Annotated in this window: 17 protein-coding genes; 11 read left to right on the top strand and 6 right to left on the bottom strand. The window is 68.0% G+C overall.

Going from position 1 to position 19,494, the window contains the following annotated elements:
• Positions 1 to 32: 32 nt before the first annotated feature.
• The 7 genes from pelG to pelF are packed head-to-tail and all read left to right on the top strand — an operon-like array spanning position 33 to position 8,714.
• Positions 33 to 1,430 carry an exopolysaccharide Pel transporter PelG gene (pelG, locus tag ASE90_RS06465; protein ID WP_055997950.1) on the top strand — a complete coding sequence of 466 codons (1,398 nt, stop codon included), beginning with the start codon at positions 33 to 35 and terminating at the stop codon, positions 1,428 to 1,430.
• Complete coding sequence (locus ASE90_RS06470; protein ID WP_055997953.1) at positions 1,427 to 2,305, top strand: endo alpha-1,4 polygalactosaminidase; 879 nt, start codon at positions 1,427 to 1,429, stop codon at positions 2,303 to 2,305. Before pelG ends, ASE90_RS06470 begins: the two co-directional genes overlap by 4 nt.
• Complete coding sequence (locus tag ASE90_RS06475; RefSeq protein WP_156361477.1) at positions 2,302 to 4,008, top strand: hypothetical protein; 1,707 nt, start codon at positions 2,302 to 2,304, stop codon at positions 4,006 to 4,008. The genes ASE90_RS06470 and ASE90_RS06475 overlap by 4 nt, the downstream gene beginning before the upstream one ends.
• Positions 4,005 to 5,456, top strand: coding sequence for a hypothetical protein (locus ASE90_RS06480; RefSeq protein WP_055997960.1), 1,452 nt, complete (start codon positions 4,005 to 4,007; stop codon positions 5,454 to 5,456). The genes ASE90_RS06475 and ASE90_RS06480 overlap by 4 nt, the downstream gene beginning before the upstream one ends.
• Positions 5,453 to 6,391 (top strand): hypothetical protein, encoded by a 939-nt coding sequence (locus tag ASE90_RS06485; protein ID WP_156361478.1) that lies wholly within the window; start codon positions 5,453 to 5,455, stop codon positions 6,389 to 6,391. Before ASE90_RS06480 ends, ASE90_RS06485 begins: the two co-directional genes overlap by 4 nt.
• Complete coding sequence (locus ASE90_RS06490; protein WP_055997966.1) at positions 6,388 to 7,236, top strand: hypothetical protein; 849 nt, start codon at positions 6,388 to 6,390, stop codon at positions 7,234 to 7,236. The genes ASE90_RS06485 and ASE90_RS06490 overlap by 4 nt, the downstream gene beginning before the upstream one ends.
• Positions 7,233 to 8,714, top strand: coding sequence for a GT4 family glycosyltransferase PelF (pelF, locus tag ASE90_RS06495; protein WP_235531694.1), 1,482 nt, complete (start codon positions 7,233 to 7,235; stop codon positions 8,712 to 8,714). Before ASE90_RS06490 ends, pelF begins: the two co-directional genes overlap by 4 nt.
• A 168-nt stretch (positions 8,715 to 8,882) precedes the next feature.
• Here the strand turns inward: pelF and ASE90_RS06500 are convergent, their stop codons facing one another.
• The 6 genes from ASE90_RS06500 to ASE90_RS06525 all read right to left on the bottom strand — a co-directional run bounded on the left by ASE90_RS06500 (position 8,883) and on the right by ASE90_RS06525 (position 15,098).
• Complete coding sequence (locus ASE90_RS06500) at positions 8,883 to 9,095, bottom strand: hypothetical protein (RefSeq protein WP_055997973.1); 213 nt, start codon at positions 9,093 to 9,095, stop codon at positions 8,883 to 8,885.
• A gap of 73 nt (positions 9,096 to 9,168) precedes the next feature.
• On the bottom strand, positions 9,169 to 11,871 hold the full coding sequence (locus ASE90_RS06505; protein WP_055997977.1) for a TonB-dependent receptor: 2,703 nt from the start codon (positions 11,869 to 11,871) through the stop codon (positions 9,169 to 9,171).
• 175 nt (positions 11,872 to 12,046) lie between these two features.
• On the bottom strand, positions 12,047 to 12,505 hold the full coding sequence (locus ASE90_RS06510) for a hypothetical protein (RefSeq protein WP_055997980.1): 459 nt from the start codon (positions 12,503 to 12,505) through the stop codon (positions 12,047 to 12,049).
• Positions 12,506 to 12,549: 44 nt separating this feature from the next.
• Entirely contained in the window at positions 12,550 to 12,735 is a 186-nt protein-coding gene (locus ASE90_RS06515) for a hypothetical protein (RefSeq protein WP_055997983.1), read from the bottom strand.
• A gap of 198 nt (positions 12,736 to 12,933) precedes the next feature.
• Positions 12,934 to 14,025, bottom strand: coding sequence for an ABC transporter ATP-binding protein (locus tag ASE90_RS06520; protein WP_055997986.1), 1,092 nt, complete (start codon positions 14,023 to 14,025; stop codon positions 12,934 to 12,936).
• Complete coding sequence (locus ASE90_RS06525; protein WP_055997989.1) at positions 14,022 to 15,098, bottom strand: LacI family DNA-binding transcriptional regulator; 1,077 nt, start codon at positions 15,096 to 15,098, stop codon at positions 14,022 to 14,024. Before ASE90_RS06525 ends, ASE90_RS06520 begins: the two co-directional genes overlap by 4 nt.
• A gap of 130 nt (positions 15,099 to 15,228) precedes the next feature.
• On the opposite strand from ASE90_RS06525, the gene ASE90_RS06530 reads away from it, so the two are divergent.
• The 4 genes from ASE90_RS06530 to ASE90_RS06545 are packed head-to-tail and all read left to right on the top strand — an operon-like array spanning position 15,229 to position 19,491.
• A complete protein-coding gene (locus tag ASE90_RS06530) occupies positions 15,229 to 16,488 on the top strand; it encodes a hypothetical protein (protein WP_055997992.1) in 1,260 nt (419 codons plus the stop codon).
• Positions 16,485 to 17,768: an ABC transporter substrate-binding protein gene (locus ASE90_RS06535; protein WP_055997995.1), complete on the top strand. Its 1,284-nt coding sequence runs from the start codon at positions 16,485 to 16,487 to the stop codon at positions 17,766 to 17,768. The genes ASE90_RS06530 and ASE90_RS06535 overlap by 4 nt, the downstream gene beginning before the upstream one ends.
• A complete protein-coding gene (locus ASE90_RS06540) occupies positions 17,765 to 18,646 on the top strand; it encodes a carbohydrate ABC transporter permease (protein WP_055997998.1) in 882 nt (293 codons plus the stop codon). Before ASE90_RS06535 ends, ASE90_RS06540 begins: the two co-directional genes overlap by 4 nt.
• The gene (locus ASE90_RS06545) at positions 18,643 to 19,491 is read left to right on the top strand and encodes a carbohydrate ABC transporter permease (protein ID WP_055998001.1); all 849 of its coding nucleotides are present in this window, start codon (positions 18,643 to 18,645) and stop codon (positions 19,489 to 19,491) included. The genes ASE90_RS06540 and ASE90_RS06545 overlap by 4 nt, the downstream gene beginning before the upstream one ends.
• Positions 19,492 to 19,494 lie beyond the last annotated feature (3 nt).

Raw genomic sequence — 19,494 nt, forward strand, 5'->3', positions numbered from 1 at the left:
TGCTGGGCTAGGAAGCGTCGTCGGGGGCGCGAATGGCGGGAATCGGATTCAAACTGGCACAGGTTGCGCGCGAAGGCGGCGTCGGCGGTATCGTCGGCGCCGCTGCGCATGGTGCCGTCATCAGCGCAGGGCCGTGGTTGATGACCGCGGTCGCGATGGGGCTGCTCGAACGCTGGGCGGCGGTGCATCTGACGTCGGCCAACGGCATGATCCTGCAAACCGTGCTGATCTATGCGTTCAGCCTGTCGGCGCTGGCCGCGGCACCGATCGGTATCGTCGCGACGCGACTGGTCGCCGATCGCATTTTCGCGCGCGACGCGGCCGGGATACCGGGGATCGTCCTGCTGGCACTGGCGGCGGGCGGCGTGATCGGGCTGGCGGCGGGGGCATTGCTGTTCGGCGTGCTGGGACGATTGCCGTTCGCGCAGGCGCTGGCCGCGAGCGTGGCGCTCGCGTGGCTGGCGCAGATCTGGATTGCGGGACCGATGCTGACCGCGCTCGACCGCTATCGCGCGGTGCCGGTCGCCTATCTGATCGGGACCGGCGTCGCGGCGGGCACGCTGTCGCTCTGGCCGCAGCGCGAGCTGGTCGGGGTGTTGCTGGTCGTGACCGGCGGCATCGGCCTCACGCTGGCGGCGATCCTGCTGGTGCTGCGCCGCCATTTCGCGGGCGACGTGGTGTTGCCGACACGCGATGCGATGCACCCGCGCCTTGCGCTCATCATCGCGCTGGCCGGCATTGCCGGGGTCGCCGCGATCTGGATCGACAAATGGATCTTGTGGTTCGGCCCGGCGAGCCGGATCGCGATCGGCGCGCTGCGGCTCAACCCGATCAACGACGGGGGCAGTTTCCTCGGCCTGCTGACGATCGTACCGGGGCTGACGCTGTTGCTGATCGTCACCGAAACCCGGTTCGACCGCGCGTTCGGCAGCATGTTGGCGCGCTGCACCGGCACCTCGACGCTGGAGCGGATCGAGGAAGCGCGGGGCGAGGTCGTCCGGGTGATGGGGGACAGCCTGCGCCTGCTGGTGCTGGCGCAGATGCTGATCGCCGCCTTCGCGTGGGTGCTGGCAGTGCCGTTGTTCGACGCGATCGGTGCCGACGTCCGCGCGATCTTCGCCTTTCGTCAGACGTCGGCGGGGGCGGTGTTCCACCTCGTGGTGATCGCGACGACGGTGGTGCTGGCCTATTACGACCTGTTCGGACGCATTCTGGTCACCTGGGCCAGCTTCGCCCTCGCCAGTGCGCTTGCTACGCTCGTCCAGTTCGATGCCGGTTTCGCGGCCTTTGGCTGGGGCTATATGGCCGGGGCAGTGGTGGGGGCGTTCGTCGGCCTCGCGCTGGTCGCGGAGGCAAGCACGAACATGACCTATCTGTTGTTCGTCGGAAACAATCCGGCGGTCGTCGGCCATGGCGGCCGCTGGCTGTGATCGGTCGCAGGCAGGCGATGGCGCTGGGTGCGGGCGCGGTGGGGCTGACGCTCGGGTTGCGTGGCGCGACGTCGGGACAGGTGCGCCCCGCCAGCGGCGACGCGTCGCTGCGCTGGGCGGTCGATTATGGTCCCGCGACCGATCCGGTATTGGCCCGACGGTATCAGCTGCTGGTCCTCGAACCGCATCATCCGCGCCCCATCGCGCCGTTGCGCGGCGAGGGGGCGGTGCTGCTCGGCTATGTCAGCCTCGGCGAGGTCGAGAAGCGGCGGCCCTATTTCGCGGCGCTCGACCGGGCCGGGGCGCTCGGCATCGCCAATCCCGACTGGCCCGATGCGCGCCGTGCCGATCTGCGCCATCCGGCATGGACCGCGACGGTGCTGGACCAGATCGTCCCGCAAATACTGAAACTTGGCTATGACGGAATCTTCATCGATACCATGGATAATGCCGAGGCGATGGAACGGCAGGACCCCCTCGGTGCAAAGGATATGGTGGCGGCGGGCGCGCGCCTGATCGTCGCGATCCGGGAACGTTTTCCCGGAATCCGGATCATGCTCAACCGCGGCTACGCCCTGCTCGACCGGGTCGCGCCGTCGATCGATTATGTGCTGGGCGAATCGATGGCGTCGCGCTGGAACTTCGCGACCAAGCGCTACGACATGCTGTCCGACAGCGACTGGCATTGGCAGGCCGACCGGCTGCGCGCGGCCAAAGCGATCAACCCGGCGCTGGTCGTGACCACGCTCGACTACTGGGACATGGCCGATCGCGGGCCGGTGGCCAAACTCTATGCCCGCGAACGCGCGGCGGGGTTTGCGCCCTATGTCTCGACGCTGGCGCTCGACCGGTTGTGGCCGGAGCCGACCGGATGAGGGCCGGCGACCAGCGCTGGCTGGCGATAGGCGTGCCGATGGCCGCGGGCGGGGCGGCGCTGGCCGCCGCGATCCTGCTGTTGCCCGGCCGGACCGAAATCCTGCATGTCGAGCGCCGCGCCCATCCGGTGACGGTGTCGATCGCGCTGCCGCCGCCGATCCCGTCGCCCGCGCCGTCGGCGGGACCGCAGCTGCCGGCGCTGGCCGATACGATCAAGCGCGCCGATGCCGCCGAGCTCGCCACGCTGACCGCGCAATTGCAGGCGGCGGGGCAGAAGGTCACGACGCTGCAGGTCGCCTATGACCTGAAGGCCGCCGGTCGCGGCACGGTGGCGCTCGCCTATCTGGCGGCACGGCCCGACGGCACGGTCGCCGGGACGTGGCCGCTGCGCATCGACCTGCTGGCCGAGGCGGGGCAGCGCGATGCCGCGGCGAAGCTGTTCGAAGCGGCCAGGGGTGTGCCGGCGCCGGCGATCGTCGCCGCCGCCTATACGCTCGAACGGCCCGACCTGCTGGTCGCCGCCGCCGAACGCGGCGCGATCCCGCGACCCGACGTCGCGCTGTCGCTCGACCTTGCCCGCCGGTTGGAACGGGCGGGGCAGGGGGCGTGGATCGCGCGGCTCGCCCGGGTCGGCAGCGACTGGCGCGCCGGTGATCCGTGGCTTGCGATCCGCGTCGCGCAGGCGGCAGGCGACCAGCGCGCGGCGCTGGCGGCGGCGGGGCTGCTGCCCGGCGATCAGCGCGATGCCGCGCGCGAAGCGATCCTGACCCGTGCCGGCGACCGGGCGGGGCTGCGGCAGATGCTGCTTGCCCGCGCGCAGGTGCCGGGCACCGATCCGCTGCCGATCGCCGAGCAATTGCTGGCGGCGGGGGCACGCGACGATGCGGTCGGCGTGCTGGCGGCGGCGGTCGGGCAGAGCGGCCCCGACGGTCCGGCGGCGCGCCGGCTGCTTTATCTGCTCGGTCCGCGCCCCCGCCAGAGCGACGTCGCATGGCTACGCCAGCGTACCCTGAGCGGCGCGCCGGCGCAGCAGCTCGACTGGATCGCTGCCTATGCCGATCGCGACCGGCCGGGCGATGCGGCCGCGTTCCTCGCGCGCCATCCGCTGGCCGATCGCACGCCGGTGCTGCTCGAACGGTTGCGGCTCGCGCAGGCGACGGGGGACGATTCCGCCGGGCGCACGGTGCTGGCCCGGCTGTTCGACGGACGCGCGCTGTCCGCCGATGCGGTGCGCGCGGCGGGCGACGCGATGCCGCGCAGGCCCGACCCGGCCCAGCTCGCCGCGCTGCTTCGTGCCCGCGTCGCGACCGGCATCGCCGCCCCGCGCGACCGGATGGATCTGGCATGGAGCGCGTGGAATGCCGGCGATGCGCCGCGCACGGTGCAGATCCTGCGCGACTATCTGGCGACACAGGGCAACGATCTGCCCGCGCTGCGGCTGATGGCCGATGCGCAGGCCCGGATCGGCGGCGACCGCGCGGCGCGGCCATGGCTCGAAAAGGCGCTGGCCAAAACGCCCGGCGACAGCCGCGCCGCCGCCGAATTGCTCGACCGGCTCGGCCGTCGGCGCGAAGCGGTGGCGCTGGTCGAACGCCTGCGACAGGCGACCCCGAACGACCGGCAACTGGTCGCGCTCCATGCCCGGCTGCTGATCGCCGATGGCCAGCCCGGCCGTGCCCGCATGGTGTTGTCGCAACAATGATCGCGGCGCTGGTCCTGATCGCGGGCATTGCCGGCCCGGTGCTGCGCGTGCCGCCGGCGATCCTTGCCGATGGCGAGGTCGCGGGCGGCGATCCACCGCTGGTGTGGCCTGTCGGCACGACGCTGAGCGTCGAGGGCGATGGCGGCGAGATCGTCGTTCGCGCCGACCGTCCGATCGACGACCGAGCGATCAACCGGTTTCGCGATGCCGCCGGCGACGCGATCGGCGATCTGCGCTGGAACGATGACAGCCTTGTGCTGCGCCCCGCCGCCGGACGCACCCTGCGCTGGCGGCATAGCGATAATCGCATGACGATCGGCTTCACGCCGGGCGACGACGCGCCGGTCGCGGCGGTGGCGCAGGACGCCTCCGACCTCGACCCGCAACTGCTGACGATCGAGGCCGATGTCGCCGCTGGCTATCCGGGCGAGGGCCGCCGTCGTGCGGAGACGCTGGCGACGCAGCATCCGGCCGACCGGCGCGTGATCCGCATCCTCGCCGACGCCCGCAGCGCCGATGGCGACGCCGCCGGTGCGACCCGGCTCTATCGCCGCCTCGGCGCGACCGACCGCACCGCACGGCGCGCCGCCGCCTTCGCCCCCGGCGCGGCATCGGCCAGCGTGACGCTGCGCGACGGCAGCGACCTGTCGCAGATCGAGAGCGCCGCGCGCGTCGATGTCGCGCTGACCGATCGCACGACGATCGGCGGTGGCGTGCGCCATATCGCCAGCACCATCGGCGACGACCATCGCGGATCGACCGTTGCCGAAGCCGGTGCCACCGTCCGCGTCGGCGATGAGGCACGGATGCAGGCGGTGCTGGCCGGGGCGCTCGACAGCGGCGTCACCGGCGGCGGCGTGCGCTATGCCGCCGGCTCGGCGGAGGGACAGTGGCGCGCCGGGCTGACGCTGCATCAGCCCGATTATTCGACCCGCGAACAGGCGATCGACGATGGCTGGCTGTCGCGCGTTTCCGCAGGAGCCACCTATCGCATCGCGCCGGGGCTGGTGGGGCAGGTCGATGTCGGCGGCAATCGCTATGGCATTGCGGGCGAGGGTGGGGCGGTCGACACGATCACCCTGGCCGGCGGGCTCGACTATATCCGGCGGCGCGGCGGCTTCGCCTTCGGCCTGACCTATCGGATGGAGGCCGAATATGTGCAGCGACTGCGCGGCGGAATCGATTTCGCGACGCGCGAAAACCACACGGTGCAGGGGCTGGTGAGCGGCGCGATCGGCGAAGTGCAGCTGACCGGCCTCGCCGGATGGACGGTCGACCGCTTCGGCGGCGACGGCCCCAATGCCAGCCTCGGCCTCGCGCTGCCGATCGGCACCGCCTGGCGGGTCGAGGGGAGCGGCGGGATCAGCTCGGTCACGCGGCCGGGCTTTGCCGGGCAACAGATGTTCGCGCGCGCGGGCGTGACGCGCGGCCTGGGGAACGGGCGGTGAGCGCAGGACGTCACCGGTCGCTGCGCATTGCCATGGAACTGGCGGCGGGCTTCGGGGTGCTGATCGCGCTCGACCGGCTGCTGCTGGGCGGCACGGCCTTTACCGGCGTCGATCCCAATCCGCTCTGGCTGCCGGTGGTGGTCATGGCGCTGGCCTATGGCACCTTTCCCGCGCTGGCGGCGGCGGGCATCGCCAGCGGACTGTGGCTGGCGATCGGACACGAACCGGGCGTCGAGCGCGATTATCTCGATCACCTGCTGCACCTGTCGCTGCCGCCGCTGCTGTGGTTCATGGCGGCGGTGGCGATCGGCGAGGTGACGATGGTGCGCGCCCAGCGGCTCGTCCGGCTCGAACGGACCAAGAATACCGCGCGGCGCAACGTCGTCCGGCTGACCGAAGCGTTCCACCGTCTGGTCCATACCAACCGCGCGTTGCAGGTGCAGGTCGCGACCGATGACCGCAGCATCGGCCATGTCATCGCCACCGCCGCGCGTCTGGGCGATGTCGATCCGGCCGAACGCCGTGCCGCCATGGTGGCGCTGATCGCGCTCGCCGCGCACACCCGCGACTTCACCTGTTACCGGGTGGTCGGTGACGAGGCGCGGGCATGGTTGCGCGGCGACGCCGCACAGGCGCGGGCCGACACGCTGCCGCCGCCACTCCTGCTGATGGCGCGGCGCGGCGATGCGATCCATGTCGGCCGGGCGTCGGATCGTGCCGCGCTGGTCGGGGTCGGCGTCGCCGCCCTGCCGCTGACCGGCGATGGCGACCGCGTGGTCGGAATGCTGGTGCTGCACGACCTGCCGTTCGAGGCGCTGGGCGCGCATCTGCTGGCCGAACTGACCGAAATCTGTCGCTGGCTGGTGCCGCTGCTGATCGACGAACCGCGTCGCCCCGCGATGCTGGCGGTCCGATCGCCCGGAAAGGTCGCATGATGCGCGCGATCGTCGCGCTGGCGGTGGCCGACGTGGCGATGCTGGCTTCGGCGCCGGTCTGGCCCGGCCCCGTGTTGCTGCTCGCCCATATCGGTTGTTCGATCGTCGCGATCGTGCTGCGGCTGCGCGGCGGTCGCGCATTGCGGTTCAGCGCGATCGTCTTCGGCATGATTGCGCCGGCGGCGTTGCTGGCGGGCGAATGGGCGAGCCGCACGCTGCCCGACGACGATCGTCCGCCGGCCCCGCTGCCCGAACCGGTCGTCCGGTCGGCTAAGGCGCAGCGCGGGGCCAGCCTGACCATCGCGCGGATGCTCGACGGCCGCGTGCTCCATGCCGACCCCGACGCGTTGCATTCGCTGGTCACGATCATGCGCCACGGACAGGTCGCCGAACGGCGGCGCGCGCTGGAAACGGTGGTGCGCTCGTTTCAGCCGTCGCTCTCGCCGTTGATCGCGCTGGCGCTGACCGATGGCGATCAGACGATCCGCGCGCTCGCCGCCGCCGCATCGGCGCGCATCGTGCAGAATCTGGCGACCGGGCGCGCCGCGCTCGAATCGGCGAGCGGACCGGAACGCGATGCGGCGCTGGCGGCGATGCTCGCCGACCATGCGCGCGGCAACGTGCTGTTGTCCGATACGCAGCGGGCGCATCTGCGCGCCGACGCGCTCGGCCTGATCGGCGACGAGCCGCTCGACCCGACCCGGATCGAGGCGCTGTGGGCGGCGGGCGACTATGCCGCGATCGACGCGATCGTCGAACAGGTGCCGGTCGATGCCGGCCCACACGATCGCGTCGCCCGTGCGACCGGATGGTGGCGCGGACAGACGATCGGGCATCGGGCGTGAACGCGCGGATCAACCCCGGCCCGCCCGCCGATATCTGCCTGATCGTCGAGGGGGCGTATCCTTACGTCGTCGGCGGCGTATCGGGGTGGTTGCAGGACCTGATCACCCACCTGCCCGAAATCCGCTTCGCCATCGTCGCGATCAAGCCATCCTCGGCCCCGCTCGCGATGCAGCTGACCCCGCCCGACAATGTCGTCGAACTGGTCGAGATCGCGCTGGCTCCCGAAGCGACGATGCCGCGCGGCTATCCGGCGGGGCAGGCGGTGGCGATCGCCGATGCGTTGATCGACTTCGTCGACGGGGGCGGGGCGGGGACGCTCGGCACGCTGATCGCGCTGATCGACGGCGTCGGACGCCCGCTGACGCCCGGCGATATCCTCGCCCATCCCGCGACGTTCGCGCGGTTGCGCCGTCATTATCAGGCGCTGTTGCCCAAGGCGTCGTTCCACCATTATTTCTGGGCGATGCGGGTGCTGCTCGGCGGGCTGCTCGCGGTGCTGACCGCGCCATTGCCCAAAGCGCGCGCCTATCACACCATCTCTACCGGGTTCGCCGGCCTGCTGGCGGCGCGTGCGGCACAGGTCAGCGGCCGGCCCGGCTTCATCACCGAACATGGCATCTATCTGCTCGAACGCCAGATCGAGGTGATGATGGCCGAATGGATCGGCGATCAGGTCGATACCGGCCTCGCCATGGACCGCACGGTCAACGACCTGCGCGACCTGTGGGTGCGCGCCTTCACCAGCTATGCCAGTGCCTGTTACGATGCCTGCGATCCGATCGTCGCGCTGTACGGCGACAACAATGCGGTGCAGCGGCGACTGGGCGCGGCGACCGACCGGGTGCGGGTGATCCCCAACGGCATCGACGCCCGGCGTTTCTCGCACCTCGCCGATGCTCGCGATCCCGACCATCCGCTGGTGGCGCTGCTCGGGCGGGTGGTGCCGATCAAGGATATCAAGACCTTCGTCCGCGCCTGCGCCATCGCCCATGTGCAGAAACCGCATCTGCGCTTCGTCGTGCTGGGGCCGGAGGACGAAGACCGCGAATATGCCGCCGAATGCAACCAGCTGGTCGCCGATCTCGGGCTGAACGATGTCCTGCATTTCGCCGGGCGGGTGCGGATCGAGGATTGGATGAACCGCATCGATCTGCTGGTGCTGACCAGCCTGTCCGAAGCGCAACCGCTGGTGATATTGGAAGGGGGGGCGTGCGGCATCCCGGTCGTCGCCCCCGATGTCGGCAGTTGCCGCGAGATGATCGAGGGGCGTGGGGCCCACGATCCCGGCCATGGCGGCATCGTCACGCCGCTGGTCAATCCGCAGGCGACCGCGGCGGGCATCTGCGCCATCGCCGGCGAACCGGCGGTACGCTGGGAAATGGGAGAGGCGATGCGCCGCCGGGTGCTGCGCGATTACGATCACCCGACGATCATCGGGTCCTATCGTGCGCTCTATGGGGACTTGATCGGGCGGTAGAGGTTGGCACCTCTGCCCCCAAACCCGTTCGGTTCGATCCGCTGCGAGCGAAGTCGAGAAGCGTCGGTCGAGAACGGCCCGCCTGGGGCGCTGCCTTCTCGACTTCGGTTCTCGACAGGCTCGAACCTGCGCTCGAAGCGAACGGGGGGGAGGGAAGGGCGGTTTGCCTTACGACAGCTTCTTGCCTCGCAGCGTGTTCAGCACCGCGATCGCCGCCACGCCGGCCAGCGCCGCGCTGGTCCACGGACGTTCCTTGGCAAAGCCGCGCGCCTTGTCGGCGATCGGGGCGTCGCCGCCGAAATGCTTCTTGAACGCGTCGGTCAGCTTGGTCTTGCCGTTCGAAACGGGGACGTCGCGATTGGTGATGAGCGTGTCGGCCATGAATCTACTCCTGATCGGTAAAGGTCGCGGGTCGTAACGCACGACCCGCGAACCGGTGCCATCACCGTCCCGATCAGAAGTTCAGCCGCGCACCGACGGCATAGCGCGGGCCATAGGTTTCGAACGCGATCACCCGTTCCTTATAGACGGAGTAGGAAAAGGTCTTTTCGTTGAACAGGTTCAGCCCCTGCGCGAACAGGGTCAACCGATCGTTCAGCGCATAGTTGATGCTCGCGTCCCAGATGCCATAGGCGTCGACGTTGACCGGCTGTCCGCGATTGCCCTGCTGCGTCTGTTCATAGGCGTTGCGGTAATTATAGGCGATCCGCGCCTGCAACGGCCCTTTTTCGTAAAAGGCCACGGCATTGTACGTCGTCGCATCGGGATCGACGAGGCTCAGGTTCGCCTGCACGCCCAGCCCGTCGAGCGGCGCGGGCAGGCCGGTAAAGGTATATTGCCCCGAAAATTCGATGCCGCGATAGCTGCGGCTGCCGATATTCTCCGGCCGCGTCCGCCGGAAATCGAGGCCGAGCAGCTGGATCGTCGACGTGACCGTTTCCGAGATATTGTCCAGATCCTTGGCGAACAGCGCGACGCTGACGAAGCTCGACCGGTCGAGATACCAGGTCAGCGCCGCATCGTAATTCCATCCGATCATCGGCTCCAGACCGGGATTGCCGTCGGTGATCGCCCGTTCGCGCGGGCGTGGGTTGATGTTGCGGATGAGCAGCAGGTCGGACAGCGTCGCGCGGGTCAGCGTCTTGGCGACCGCCGCCTGCAACACGACATCTTCGAACACGTCTACCTTGAAATTGGCGCTCGGCAGCCACTGCGCATAGGATCCGGTCTGACGGATCGGTTGCGCCGCCGACAGGTTGACGATCGGATCGCCGCCGGGCGGGGCGGGGGTGATGCTCACGATCTCCTGCCCGAACCCGCGCGAGGTCACGTCGGTGCGGGTATAGCGCAGCCCGATATTGCCCGACCACGGCCGCGACCCGAAATCGCCGCCGAACGTCGCCTGCACATAGCCGCCGATCGTCCGTTCCTGCGCCGATCCGCTGTTGCCGGGCACCGGAATGACGCCGAAGCCACCGCCATTGGCCGCCAACGCCGCGCGCGCCGCCGCCGGATTGGCGAGCTGGTTGATCGCGGCATCGCTGAGCAGATAGCTGGCGAGATCCGCCGCCGAATAGGTCGGATAGGCGCTGTCGAACATTCCGCTGCCGAGGAAGTTCGTCGCCTCCGCCGGTCGCCCGAACACGGTCTGCGGCACGCCGACACCTGCCCCGCAATACAGGCATTGCAGCGCATCGGGCGTTTTGAACGAGAACCGCGATTTCTTGCGATCCGAGAAATTATACCCGCCCGAAATCTTCGTGAGAATGCCCATATCGGCATCCCATTTCAGGTTCGCATTGCCCTGATAGATCTGGTCCTCGACGCTGACCCCCTCATAGGTCAGGAACCCCGCCTTCGCGTTCGACGTGTCGAGCAGGTTGCCGAGGCCCGTATAGACCGGCAATCCGGTCGGCCCGATCGCGAAGCGCACGCCGGCCGGCGAATAGCTGGGCGTCGCCAGATTGCTTTCGAACCATGCCTGATTGCCGCCGGTATCGTCGGTCGCCTTCGACCACGAAAAATCGACCGAGCCGCTCAACCGGTCCGATGGGGTCCACGCGAGATTGCCGCCCGCCTGATAGGTGGTGGCAAGCCGCGGGCGGACCTGGTTGGTGATGTTCGGACCCGATGCGATGCCGGTATAGCTGGTGATGGTGTTGTTCGAATCGACCGTCGCGGCGGTGATGTCGCCGGGGCCGCCATAGACGAAGAACACCTTGTTATCGTCGTTCACGTCCAGCTTCGAATACAGCCCGTCGAGCGTGAACAGCAACGTGTCGCCCGCCCGCCACTGCGCGGTCAGCAGGCCCGACAGCCGCTTGCGACTGGTGCGGTTGGTGCCCCATTCGACATAGGTCGGCAACGACACGCCGGTGAACTCAGGCGTGCCGTCCTTGTTCAGGTCGAGCGACTGGTTCGCTTCCCACCCGTCGGTGAAGATGCGCTTCCCCTCGATCTTGCGGTCGATATAGGAAAACGCGCCGAGAATGCCGAAATCGCCGCCGCCGAACGTCGTGCTGAACAGCCCCGACGCCTGTGGCGAGAATTGCCCGCGCAGCTTGTCGTAATTGGCCTGTCCCGACAGCGAGACTTTCGTGCCGCTGAAATCGAATGGCCGCGCGGTGTACATGTCGACCGTCGCGGCGATGCCGCCCTCGATCTGTGCGGCGGTCGGCGTCTTCGATACGTCGACCCGGTTGATGAGCTCGGCGGGCAGGATGTCGAAGCTGAATTCGCGTCCCTGATTCTCGGTCGCGAGGATCCGGCCATTGTACAGCGCGCTGCTGAACGCCGGGCCCAGCCCGCGGACGGTGATGAACTGCCCCTCGCCATTGTCGCGCGAGATGGTGATGCCGGGAATGCGCTGGATCGCCTCGGCGATATTCTGGTCGGGCAGCTTGCCGATATCGTCGGCGACGATCGAATCGACGATATTGTCGGCATTGCGCTTGATATCGGTCGCGCGGCGCAAACTGGCGCGCAGGCCCGTGACGATGATCTCGCCGTCATCGGCGGACGTCGCCGCATCCTGCACCGTGCCGGCGGGCGGGGCCGGATTGTCGGCCCCCTGCGTCTGCGCCGTGGCGGGGGTGATGGTCAGCACCGTGGCCATCCCGGCCATCGTGAGCAAGCGGAACCGCGTATCGGATTTCATGCCGAATCCTCTCCCTATCGCTTCCCTTGTCACCATGCCGTTCGTGCGGTCATCGGTCGGAAGCAGCGACAGGTTTAACGATCAACCTGCCGCGCGGCAAGCGGGCATGTGCGGTTGAGATCGCGGGCGAGTCAGGCGGACGGTTTTTGCCGATCGCCGCTGTGCGCGCCGCTGCTCACGGTAGATGTGCGCGAACGGGCGCGGGGAACGGATGTAGCCGGGCTCGCTTGGCCGCCCGCTGGCACCGGGAATTGAACTGTTCGATATACCAGGTGCACGGCTTGTGGAGATGGCTGCCCGTCATACAGAGGACGAGGACCGCCATGGCCGTCGCCCATAGCCGCACCGCATATCGTTTCGCGGCAGGCCGGGGAAGGATCCGGCCATCCTGCAGGCGCAGCGCCTTCTTGTCCCAGACCCGCCAGAGGAACAGGGCAAAGGGAGAGGTCGCGAACAACAGGACCAGCGCGCGTCCGGTCCAGAATGCACCGGGCAGGCGATCGAGCAACCACGCCAGCATCAGCGTGGTCGCAAGCAATGGCAGGCTCAGTCCACTGATGACCGGCCCGTAGGACGAGAACTCCTCGACATCGAAGACTTCCCAGTCCTCATACGCCTCATCGTCCGGACGCATGTAACGGCGCGATCAGCGCGCGAACGCAGTACGAACGGCTGTCGTCAGATCGACTGCCACACCGCATAGCCGCTCAACAGCGCCGACGCCGATCCCGACATGCCGACCAGCAGATAGCCCATATAGGTCAGCATCGCCGGATTGGGCCGCTCCATCCGCTTGTTGCGCGCCGCGCCCGACAGCACGAAACTTGCCAACAATCCATAGGTGAACACTGCCGTCTCGACCATCGCTCGCGCTATCCTTTGCCAGTGCGGGATGCCCCCCTGCTCTCCGCTGTCTGTCCTAAATCATAGCGCGATCGGACTAGCAAATGGTTAACCCGGAACCGATCGCCCGATTGAGGCGTTTCGTCGTGTTGGTTTTTAGTGCGGCAAAGACCCTTGTCCCCTGAGCTGACCGTTACCCGGTGCGACATCAGTATCAGGTTACGACGAAGCCCCGCCATCCGCCGCCACCCCAGCGCGATCGAACACCAGCACCCGCGCCGGATCGGCGTACAGCGTCACCGCGCCCGTCACCGCATGATGCCCGTCCAGTTTCGCGCGAAATTCGCCGCCCGCCGCCAGCTGTCCGTAGAGATAGGTCGAATGCCCCAGCGCCTCGACCGCCTCGACTACCATCGGCAGCGCGACGCCGTCCGCCCCCGGCTGCAACCGCAGATGCTCGGGCCGCAGCCCCAGCGTGACCGCGTCGCCCATCGCCAACGCCCCGCCACGATCGCACGCGATCCGCGCGCCGCCCGCCAGTTCGAACAGCGTCATCGCGCCCTCGCGCCCGATCACCGTCGCCGCCAACAGGTTGATCCGCGGCGACCCGATGAACCCCGCCGTGAAGACGTTGGCCGGCCGGTCGTAAATTTCCAGCGGGGTGCCGACCTGCGCGATCCGCCCCTTGTCGAGGATCACGAGCCGGTCGGCCAGCGTCATCGCCTCGACCTGATCGTGCGTCACATAGATCATCGTACTGCCCAATCGCCGGTGCAGCGCCGCCAGTTCGTGCCGCATCCGCACCCGCAGATCGGCGTCGAGGTTCGACAGCGGTTCGTCGAACAGGAAGATCGCCGGATCGCGCACGATCGCCCGGCCGATCGCCACCCGCTGCCGCTGCCCGCCCGACAATTGGTGCGGCATCCGGTCGAGCAGCGCATCCAGTTCGAGGACCGTCGCGGCATGGTCGACGGCCTGCGCGATCGTCGCCTTGGGCGTGCCGATGTTCTTCAGCCCGAACGCCAGATTCTCGCGCACGGTCATGTGCGGGTACAGCGCGTAGGACTGGAACACCATCGCCACGCCGCGATCGGCGGCGGGGGCATGGGTCACGTCGCGGTCGCCGATGCGGATCGTGCCGTGGCTGACGCTTTCGAGGCCGGCGATCATCCGCAGCACCGTCGACTTGCCGCAGCCCGACGACCCGACCAGCACGACGAACTCGCCCGACCGCACCTGCAGGTCGATGTCGCGGATCGTCTCGACCCCGTCATAGGACTTGCCGAGTCCTTCGAGCACCAGTGCCGTCATGCGCAGGTCCCTTCCCAGGCGGCGGCGCTGCTGTCGCCGATCACGAATTCGGCCTCGATGCCGATCGGGGCGGCCCCGCCGTCGGTGTCGCAGAGCAGCCGTTCGGCGGCCTTGCGGCCTTTTTCGAAGGCATTCTGCCGTACCGTCGTCAGGCGCGGCCCATCGGCAACGCGCCCCGGCGGGTCGATTCCGTCATAGCCGGTCACCGACATCCGCCCCGGCACCGGCCGCCCCAGCGCTTCGCACGCCGTCATCACGCCATGCGCCAACCGGTCGGAGAAACAGACGATCGCGGTCAGGTCGCGTTGCCGCTGTAACAACCGGTCGACCGCGTCCGCGCCGCCTTCCTCCGAATTGCGCGTCTCGCATACGAGGATGCCGTGCCGGGCGATGCCGGCATCGTCGAAAGCGTCGCGACAGCCGAGAATGCGTTCATGGACGACGTAATTCTCGTCCGAGAAATCGCGGTCCAGCGCGTAGATCTCGCCATGATCCTCAGTCCAGGGAAAGGTGACGATCGCGATCCGGCGATGGCCGTGGTCGATCAGGTGCGACACCACCTGCCGCATCATCGCCCGGTCGTTGGTCCGTACGCTCGGCAGCCCCGGCGCATCGAAATCGACGACCACCGTCGGCAGGCCGCGCGCCAGCGCCTTGCGGATCGTTGGATTGCTCTTGTACGGTGCGTTCAGGATATAGCCGTCGACGATTGCCGTGAGCGTGTCGAGGCGTTCGGGATGCCTGTCCTTCAGCGGGATCAGGACAATGTTGGCCCCTTCCTCCTCGCACACCGACGAGATGCCGCGCAGGAACGCGATGTCATGCGGATCGGTGAAGGCATAGCTCAGCTGGTCGTTGAACAGCACCCCGATCGCGCCGCATTGTCCGGTGCGCAGCGACCGTGCGGCGGGGTTCGGCCCTTCGTAGTGGACATGGCGGGCATGGGCGAAGATGCGGTCGCGCAGGTCTTTCGACACCTTTGCCGGGTTGTTATACGCATTCGACACCGACGTATGCGTGATGCCCAGATCGGCGGCGATCGATTTCAGCGTGGCGCGTTTGGGGCGCGGCATGGCATTCTCTCCAGTCGGCCGTTCCGCCGGTTGGCCCCTGCCTACCGCGCCGCCTTGACAGCCGCAACTGCCAATGTTTAACGATAAACCCGCACCTCGAAACGGGGGCGGTGGAGAGGAACGGCCGCTTGTGAAGACGACCCTGCGCATTGGCGCGGCCGCGCTGCTAGCCCTTGCCATCCCCTTGCCGGGCGGGGCGGTCGCGCAATCGATTGCAGCGCCGACGCGACCAGCGATACGTGGCAACTTCGTCCACTTCGACCACCTCTATGCCGAACGCGACCTCAACGGCGAACGCGTCGGCATCCTGCATATCTATAGCGAAGCCCCCGACTATCGCTTCGCCATCGAACCGCGCGAAGGCTATACCTGCGTCGATGATGTGGCGCGGGGCATCGTCCTGCTGACCGCCACCAACCCGGATGCGAAGCGGCGGCACCAGATCGAGATGCTGACCCGCTTCGTCCTGCAAATGCAGGCGGAGAACGGTTATTTCCACAATTTCCTGTGGGGCGATGGTCGCATCAATCGCGACTATCGCACCTCGCTCGCCGAGCTGAACTGGTGGTCGCTCCGCGCGCTGTGGGGGCTGGAGGCGGCGCTGCCGCACCTTGCCCCCGACACTGCCGCGCGCGCCCGCACTGCCGCCGACCGCCTCGTCGCGAACCTGCAGCGCGACCTGCCCGTCAGCGCCAGCGGCACGACGACGGTGGCCGGACTGACCGTCCCGACATGGCTGCCGCTCGAATCGGGTGCCGATGCCGGATCGGTCGCGCTGCTCGGCCTGCTGCCGCACTGGCAACGCACACGCGACCCCGCGACCCGCGCCCTGATCGGACGGATCGGCGACGGGCTGGTCGCGATGCAGGCGGGCGATGCCAGGCGCTTCCCCCACGGCGCGTTCCTCAGCTGGCAGAATCGCTGGCACGCGTGGGGCAATGCGCAGGCCTATGCGCTGCTGCGCGCCGGCAAGCTGCTGGGACGCGCCGACTTCACGGCCAGCGCCTTGCGCGAGGTCGATCATTTCTATCCCTGGCTGCTCAAGACGGGCATGCGCTCCGCCTTCGCGCTGCAAAAGGACGGGCAGGGGTTCAAAGCGGTCGAGGCCGAACGTTTTCCGCAGATCGCCTATGGTATCACCCCGATGATCCTCGCCGCGACCGAGGCGCATCGCCAGACCGGGGAAGGGCGCTATCAGTTGCTGGCGCAGCGTCTGGGGACGTGGTTCACCGGGCGCAACGATGCCCGACGCGTGATGTACGATCCCGCCGCCGGCCGCGGCTATGACGGGATCATCGCCCCGGGCAAGATCAACCCGAACGCCGGTGCGGAGTCGACCATCGAGGGGCTGTTCGCCGCCACCGCGCTCGCCGGAACGCCGCTGCCATGACCAGCAGGCGCGACGCCCTGCTGCTGGCGCTGGGCGGTGCGGCGCTGCTGGCCGGATGCGGGCAACCGCGCAGCGAACGGCGCACCGACCGCATCCGGCTCTGGGTCGCGCCCAATGCGGCGGAGGAGGGATTCTGGAAGATCGCCGTGGCGAAATGGAACGCCGCGCGGATCGGCCTGCCGGTCGAGTTCACGACCATCCCGACCGCCGGCAATTCGGAGGATACGGTGTTGTCGGCGCTGGTCGCCGGCACCGAACCCGATCTGTGCACCAACGTCTTTTCAGGGTTCGCGGTACAGTTGGCCGCGCTGGGACAGGTCGCCAATCTCGCGGCGATGCCGGGCTATGATGCGTTGCTCGACCGGCGACACATGCGATCGATCATGGCGGGATGGGAACAGGGCGGGCAGGTCGTGGCGCTGCCGATCTATTCCAGCCCGACGCTGATCTGGTGGCGGGCCGACCTGCTCGAAGCCAACGGCCTGTCGGCACCACCCGCGACCTATGCCGACGTCTATCGCTTTTGCGAACGCTATGCCGTGCGCGGCACGCGCTACGGGATGCAGGTCGTCGCCGGGCGCGCGTGGCAGGACCGCTGGTTCGACTATATCTCCTATTACTATGCCGCATCGGGCGGGCAGCCGTACCTCGCCGGTAACAAGGCGCTCTACGACAATCCGGCGGGGTTGCAGGCGGCGGGGTTCATCGACCGCATGTATCGACAGGGCTGGACCGCGCTCGACTTCGATGCCGAGGAGCCGCTGGTGTCGGGCCTTGCCGCCGGTGCGGTACGCGGGCCGTGGGATGTCGAGCGGTTCGCGAACATCTATCCCGAGACGCTGGCGCGGATCGCGGTCGGGCCGATGATCGCGGAAGGCCCGTCGACGGGCACGCGATCGACCTTTTCCGACAGCAAGGGCGTCGTCCTCTTCCGCAACAGCCGCGTGCAGCGCGAGGCGTTCGCGTTCCTGAGCTGGGCGCTGGGCGACGAGGCGCTCAACCTGTTGTGGCTCCGGCGCACCGGCCTGTCGCCCGCGCGTGACGACCTGCTGACCAATCCCGCCTTTGCCGATTATTATCGCGGCAACGCCCTTGCCCGCGCCTATGCGAACCATGTCGCGACCGCCCGGCCGCCCGCGCTGTCCGAACATACCATCGATATCCAGAAGATCATGAGCGCAAGGCTGGTCGAGCCGCTGATGCTGGGCGCGACCAGCCCCGCCGCCGCACTCGCCGATGCGGTCGCGCGGACGAACCGGATGCTGGAGGTGCAGGGATGAAGCAACGAACCGCCTTGTCGCGCGAAGCGGTGATCGGGCTGTCGCTGGCCGGTGCCTATCTGGCCTTCACCGCCGTGTTCTGGGCCTATCCCTTTTTCTGGCTGGCCAGACTGTCGGTGACGCAGTGGCGGTTCTTCGACGAACCGGTGTTCACGGGCGCGCGCAACCTGTTGCTGACGGTGCAGGACCCGCAATTCCTGCAGGCGCTGTGGAATGTCGTGCGGTTCTTGGGCATGTACCTGCCGATCGCGTTCGGCGGGGCGCTGATCGTCGCGTTCGGGTTGCAGCATGTCGGGCGGGGCAAGGCGTTCGTGGCGCTGTGTTTCCTGCTGTCGAACGTGTCGTCGGGGGTCGCGCTGTCGCTGGTGTTCGCGAAGGTGTTCAGCTCGACCGGACCGCTCAACACGATGTTGTTCGATCTGGCAGGGGTGCGGGTGCCGTGGACCAACGACCCGACGCTGGCGATGCTGGCGATCGCGCTGGTCGTGGCGTGGAAGTTCGTCGGCTATTACGGGCTGATCCTCTATTCGGGGCTGCTCGCGATCCCGAAGGAAATCTATGACGCGGCGCGGCTCGACCATGCCGGGCCGTGGACGCGGCTGACGCGGATCACGCTGCCGATGATGAACCCGCAGCTGATGATGGTGCTGACCTTCGCGATCCTCGTATCGTTCGGGTTGTTCACCGAACCGTTCATCATCACCGGCGGCGGCCCCAGCGACAGCACGGCGACGCCGCAGATGATGATCTACGAAACCGCGTTCCGCCGCCTGCAACCCAGCCATGCGGCGATGATGAGCATCCTCGTCGCGCTGGTTACCTATGCGCTGGTGCAGCTTGCCCGGCGGCTGTTCGAACGAAAGGTCGTGCTGGCATGACGCGCATCCGGGTGTTCCTTGGCAAGCGCAGCATCGGCGGATGGGCGGCGGTGATCGCCATCTATGCGCTGGCGCTGACCTGGCTGTACCCGTTCGCATGGATGGTCGCCGCGTCGCTCAAACCCGCCGCGCAGATCTACAATACCGGCCTGTTCGAGGGCGATTTCACGCTCGACAATTTCGCGTTCCTGTTCGCGACCGCCGACAAGCTCGACCGGCCGTTCCTAGGCGCGCTGGGCGTGTCGGCGGTGGTGACGCTGACGGTCACCGCATCGGTGCTGCTGACCTCGGCCTTCATCGCCTTCGCGCTGGCGCGGATGCGGTTTCCGGGGCGCAAACTGTTCGGCGATTTCCTGCTGCTGCAAATGGTCATCCCGACCAGCATGTTCATCTTGCCGCTGTTCGTGCTGGTGAAGGAAATGGGGCTGCTCAATTCGCTGGCGGCGTTGATCCTGCCGTCGATGATGTCGGGCTGGGGCATCTACATGATGTCGCAGTCGTTCCGGACCATGCCCGAGGAATATTTCGACGCGGCGCGGCTCGACCGCGCCAGCCTGTGGCAGACAGTGTTGAACATCGTCGTCCCGCTCAACAAATCGATCATCGCCATCGTCGCGCTGTTCACCTTCACGGGCACATGGGACAATTTCCTGTGGCCGCTGATTGCGATCTCCGACACCGACCGGATGCCGTTGTCGGTGCTGCTGGCGACGTTCAGCAAGCAATATGGCGGCTATGCCGGGCCGGTGATGGCGGGCGCGGTGTTGCAGACGCTGCCGCTGGTGCTGCTGTTCCTGCTGTTCCGCCGGCATTTCCTGCAGGGTATGTCGCTGTCGCTCAAATGAGAA

Origin of the sequence: Sphingomonas sp. Leaf67 (genome assembly GCF_001421965.1) — a bacterium.
Lineage (GTDB): Bacteria > Pseudomonadota > Alphaproteobacteria > Sphingomonadales > Sphingomonadaceae > Sphingomonas.

Excerpts from the sequence above, each read along its gene's own strand:
- pelG (WP_055997950.1), top strand. The coding sequence starts at position 33 with ATGGCGGGAATCGGATTCAAACTGGCACAGGTTGCGCGCGAAGGCGGC.
- ASE90_RS06475 (WP_156361477.1), top strand. The coding sequence starts at position 2,302 with ATGAGGGCCGGCGACCAGCGCTGGCTGGCGATAGGCGTGCCGATGGCC.
- ASE90_RS06480 (WP_055997960.1), top strand. The coding sequence starts at position 4,005 with ATGATCGCGGCGCTGGTCCTGATCGCGGGCATTGCCGGCCCGGTGCTG.
- ASE90_RS06490 (WP_055997966.1), top strand. The coding sequence starts at position 6,388 with ATGATGCGCGCGATCGTCGCGCTGGCGGTGGCCGACGTGGCGATGCTG.
- ASE90_RS06500 (WP_055997973.1), bottom strand. The coding sequence starts at position 9,095 with ATGGCCGACACGCTCATCACCAATCGCGACGTCCCCGTTTCGAACGGC.
- ASE90_RS06505 (WP_055997977.1), bottom strand. The coding sequence starts at position 11,871 with ATGAAATCCGATACGCGGTTCCGCTTGCTCACGATGGCCGGGATGGCC.
- ASE90_RS06510 (WP_055997980.1), bottom strand. The coding sequence starts at position 12,505 with ATGCGTCCGGACGATGAGGCGTATGAGGACTGGGAAGTCTTCGATGTC.
- ASE90_RS06515 (WP_055997983.1), bottom strand. The coding sequence starts at position 12,735 with ATGGTCGAGACGGCAGTGTTCACCTATGGATTGTTGGCAAGTTTCGTG.
- ASE90_RS06520 (WP_055997986.1), bottom strand. The coding sequence starts at position 14,025 with ATGACGGCACTGGTGCTCGAAGGACTCGGCAAGTCCTATGACGGGGTC.
- ASE90_RS06525 (WP_055997989.1), bottom strand. The coding sequence starts at position 15,098 with ATGCCGCGCCCCAAACGCGCCACGCTGAAATCGATCGCCGCCGATCTG.
- ASE90_RS06535 (WP_055997995.1), top strand. The coding sequence starts at position 16,485 with ATGACCAGCAGGCGCGACGCCCTGCTGCTGGCGCTGGGCGGTGCGGCG.
- ASE90_RS06540 (WP_055997998.1), top strand. The coding sequence starts at position 17,765 with ATGAAGCAACGAACCGCCTTGTCGCGCGAAGCGGTGATCGGGCTGTCG.
- ASE90_RS06545 (WP_055998001.1), top strand. The coding sequence starts at position 18,643 with ATGACGCGCATCCGGGTGTTCCTTGGCAAGCGCAGCATCGGCGGATGG.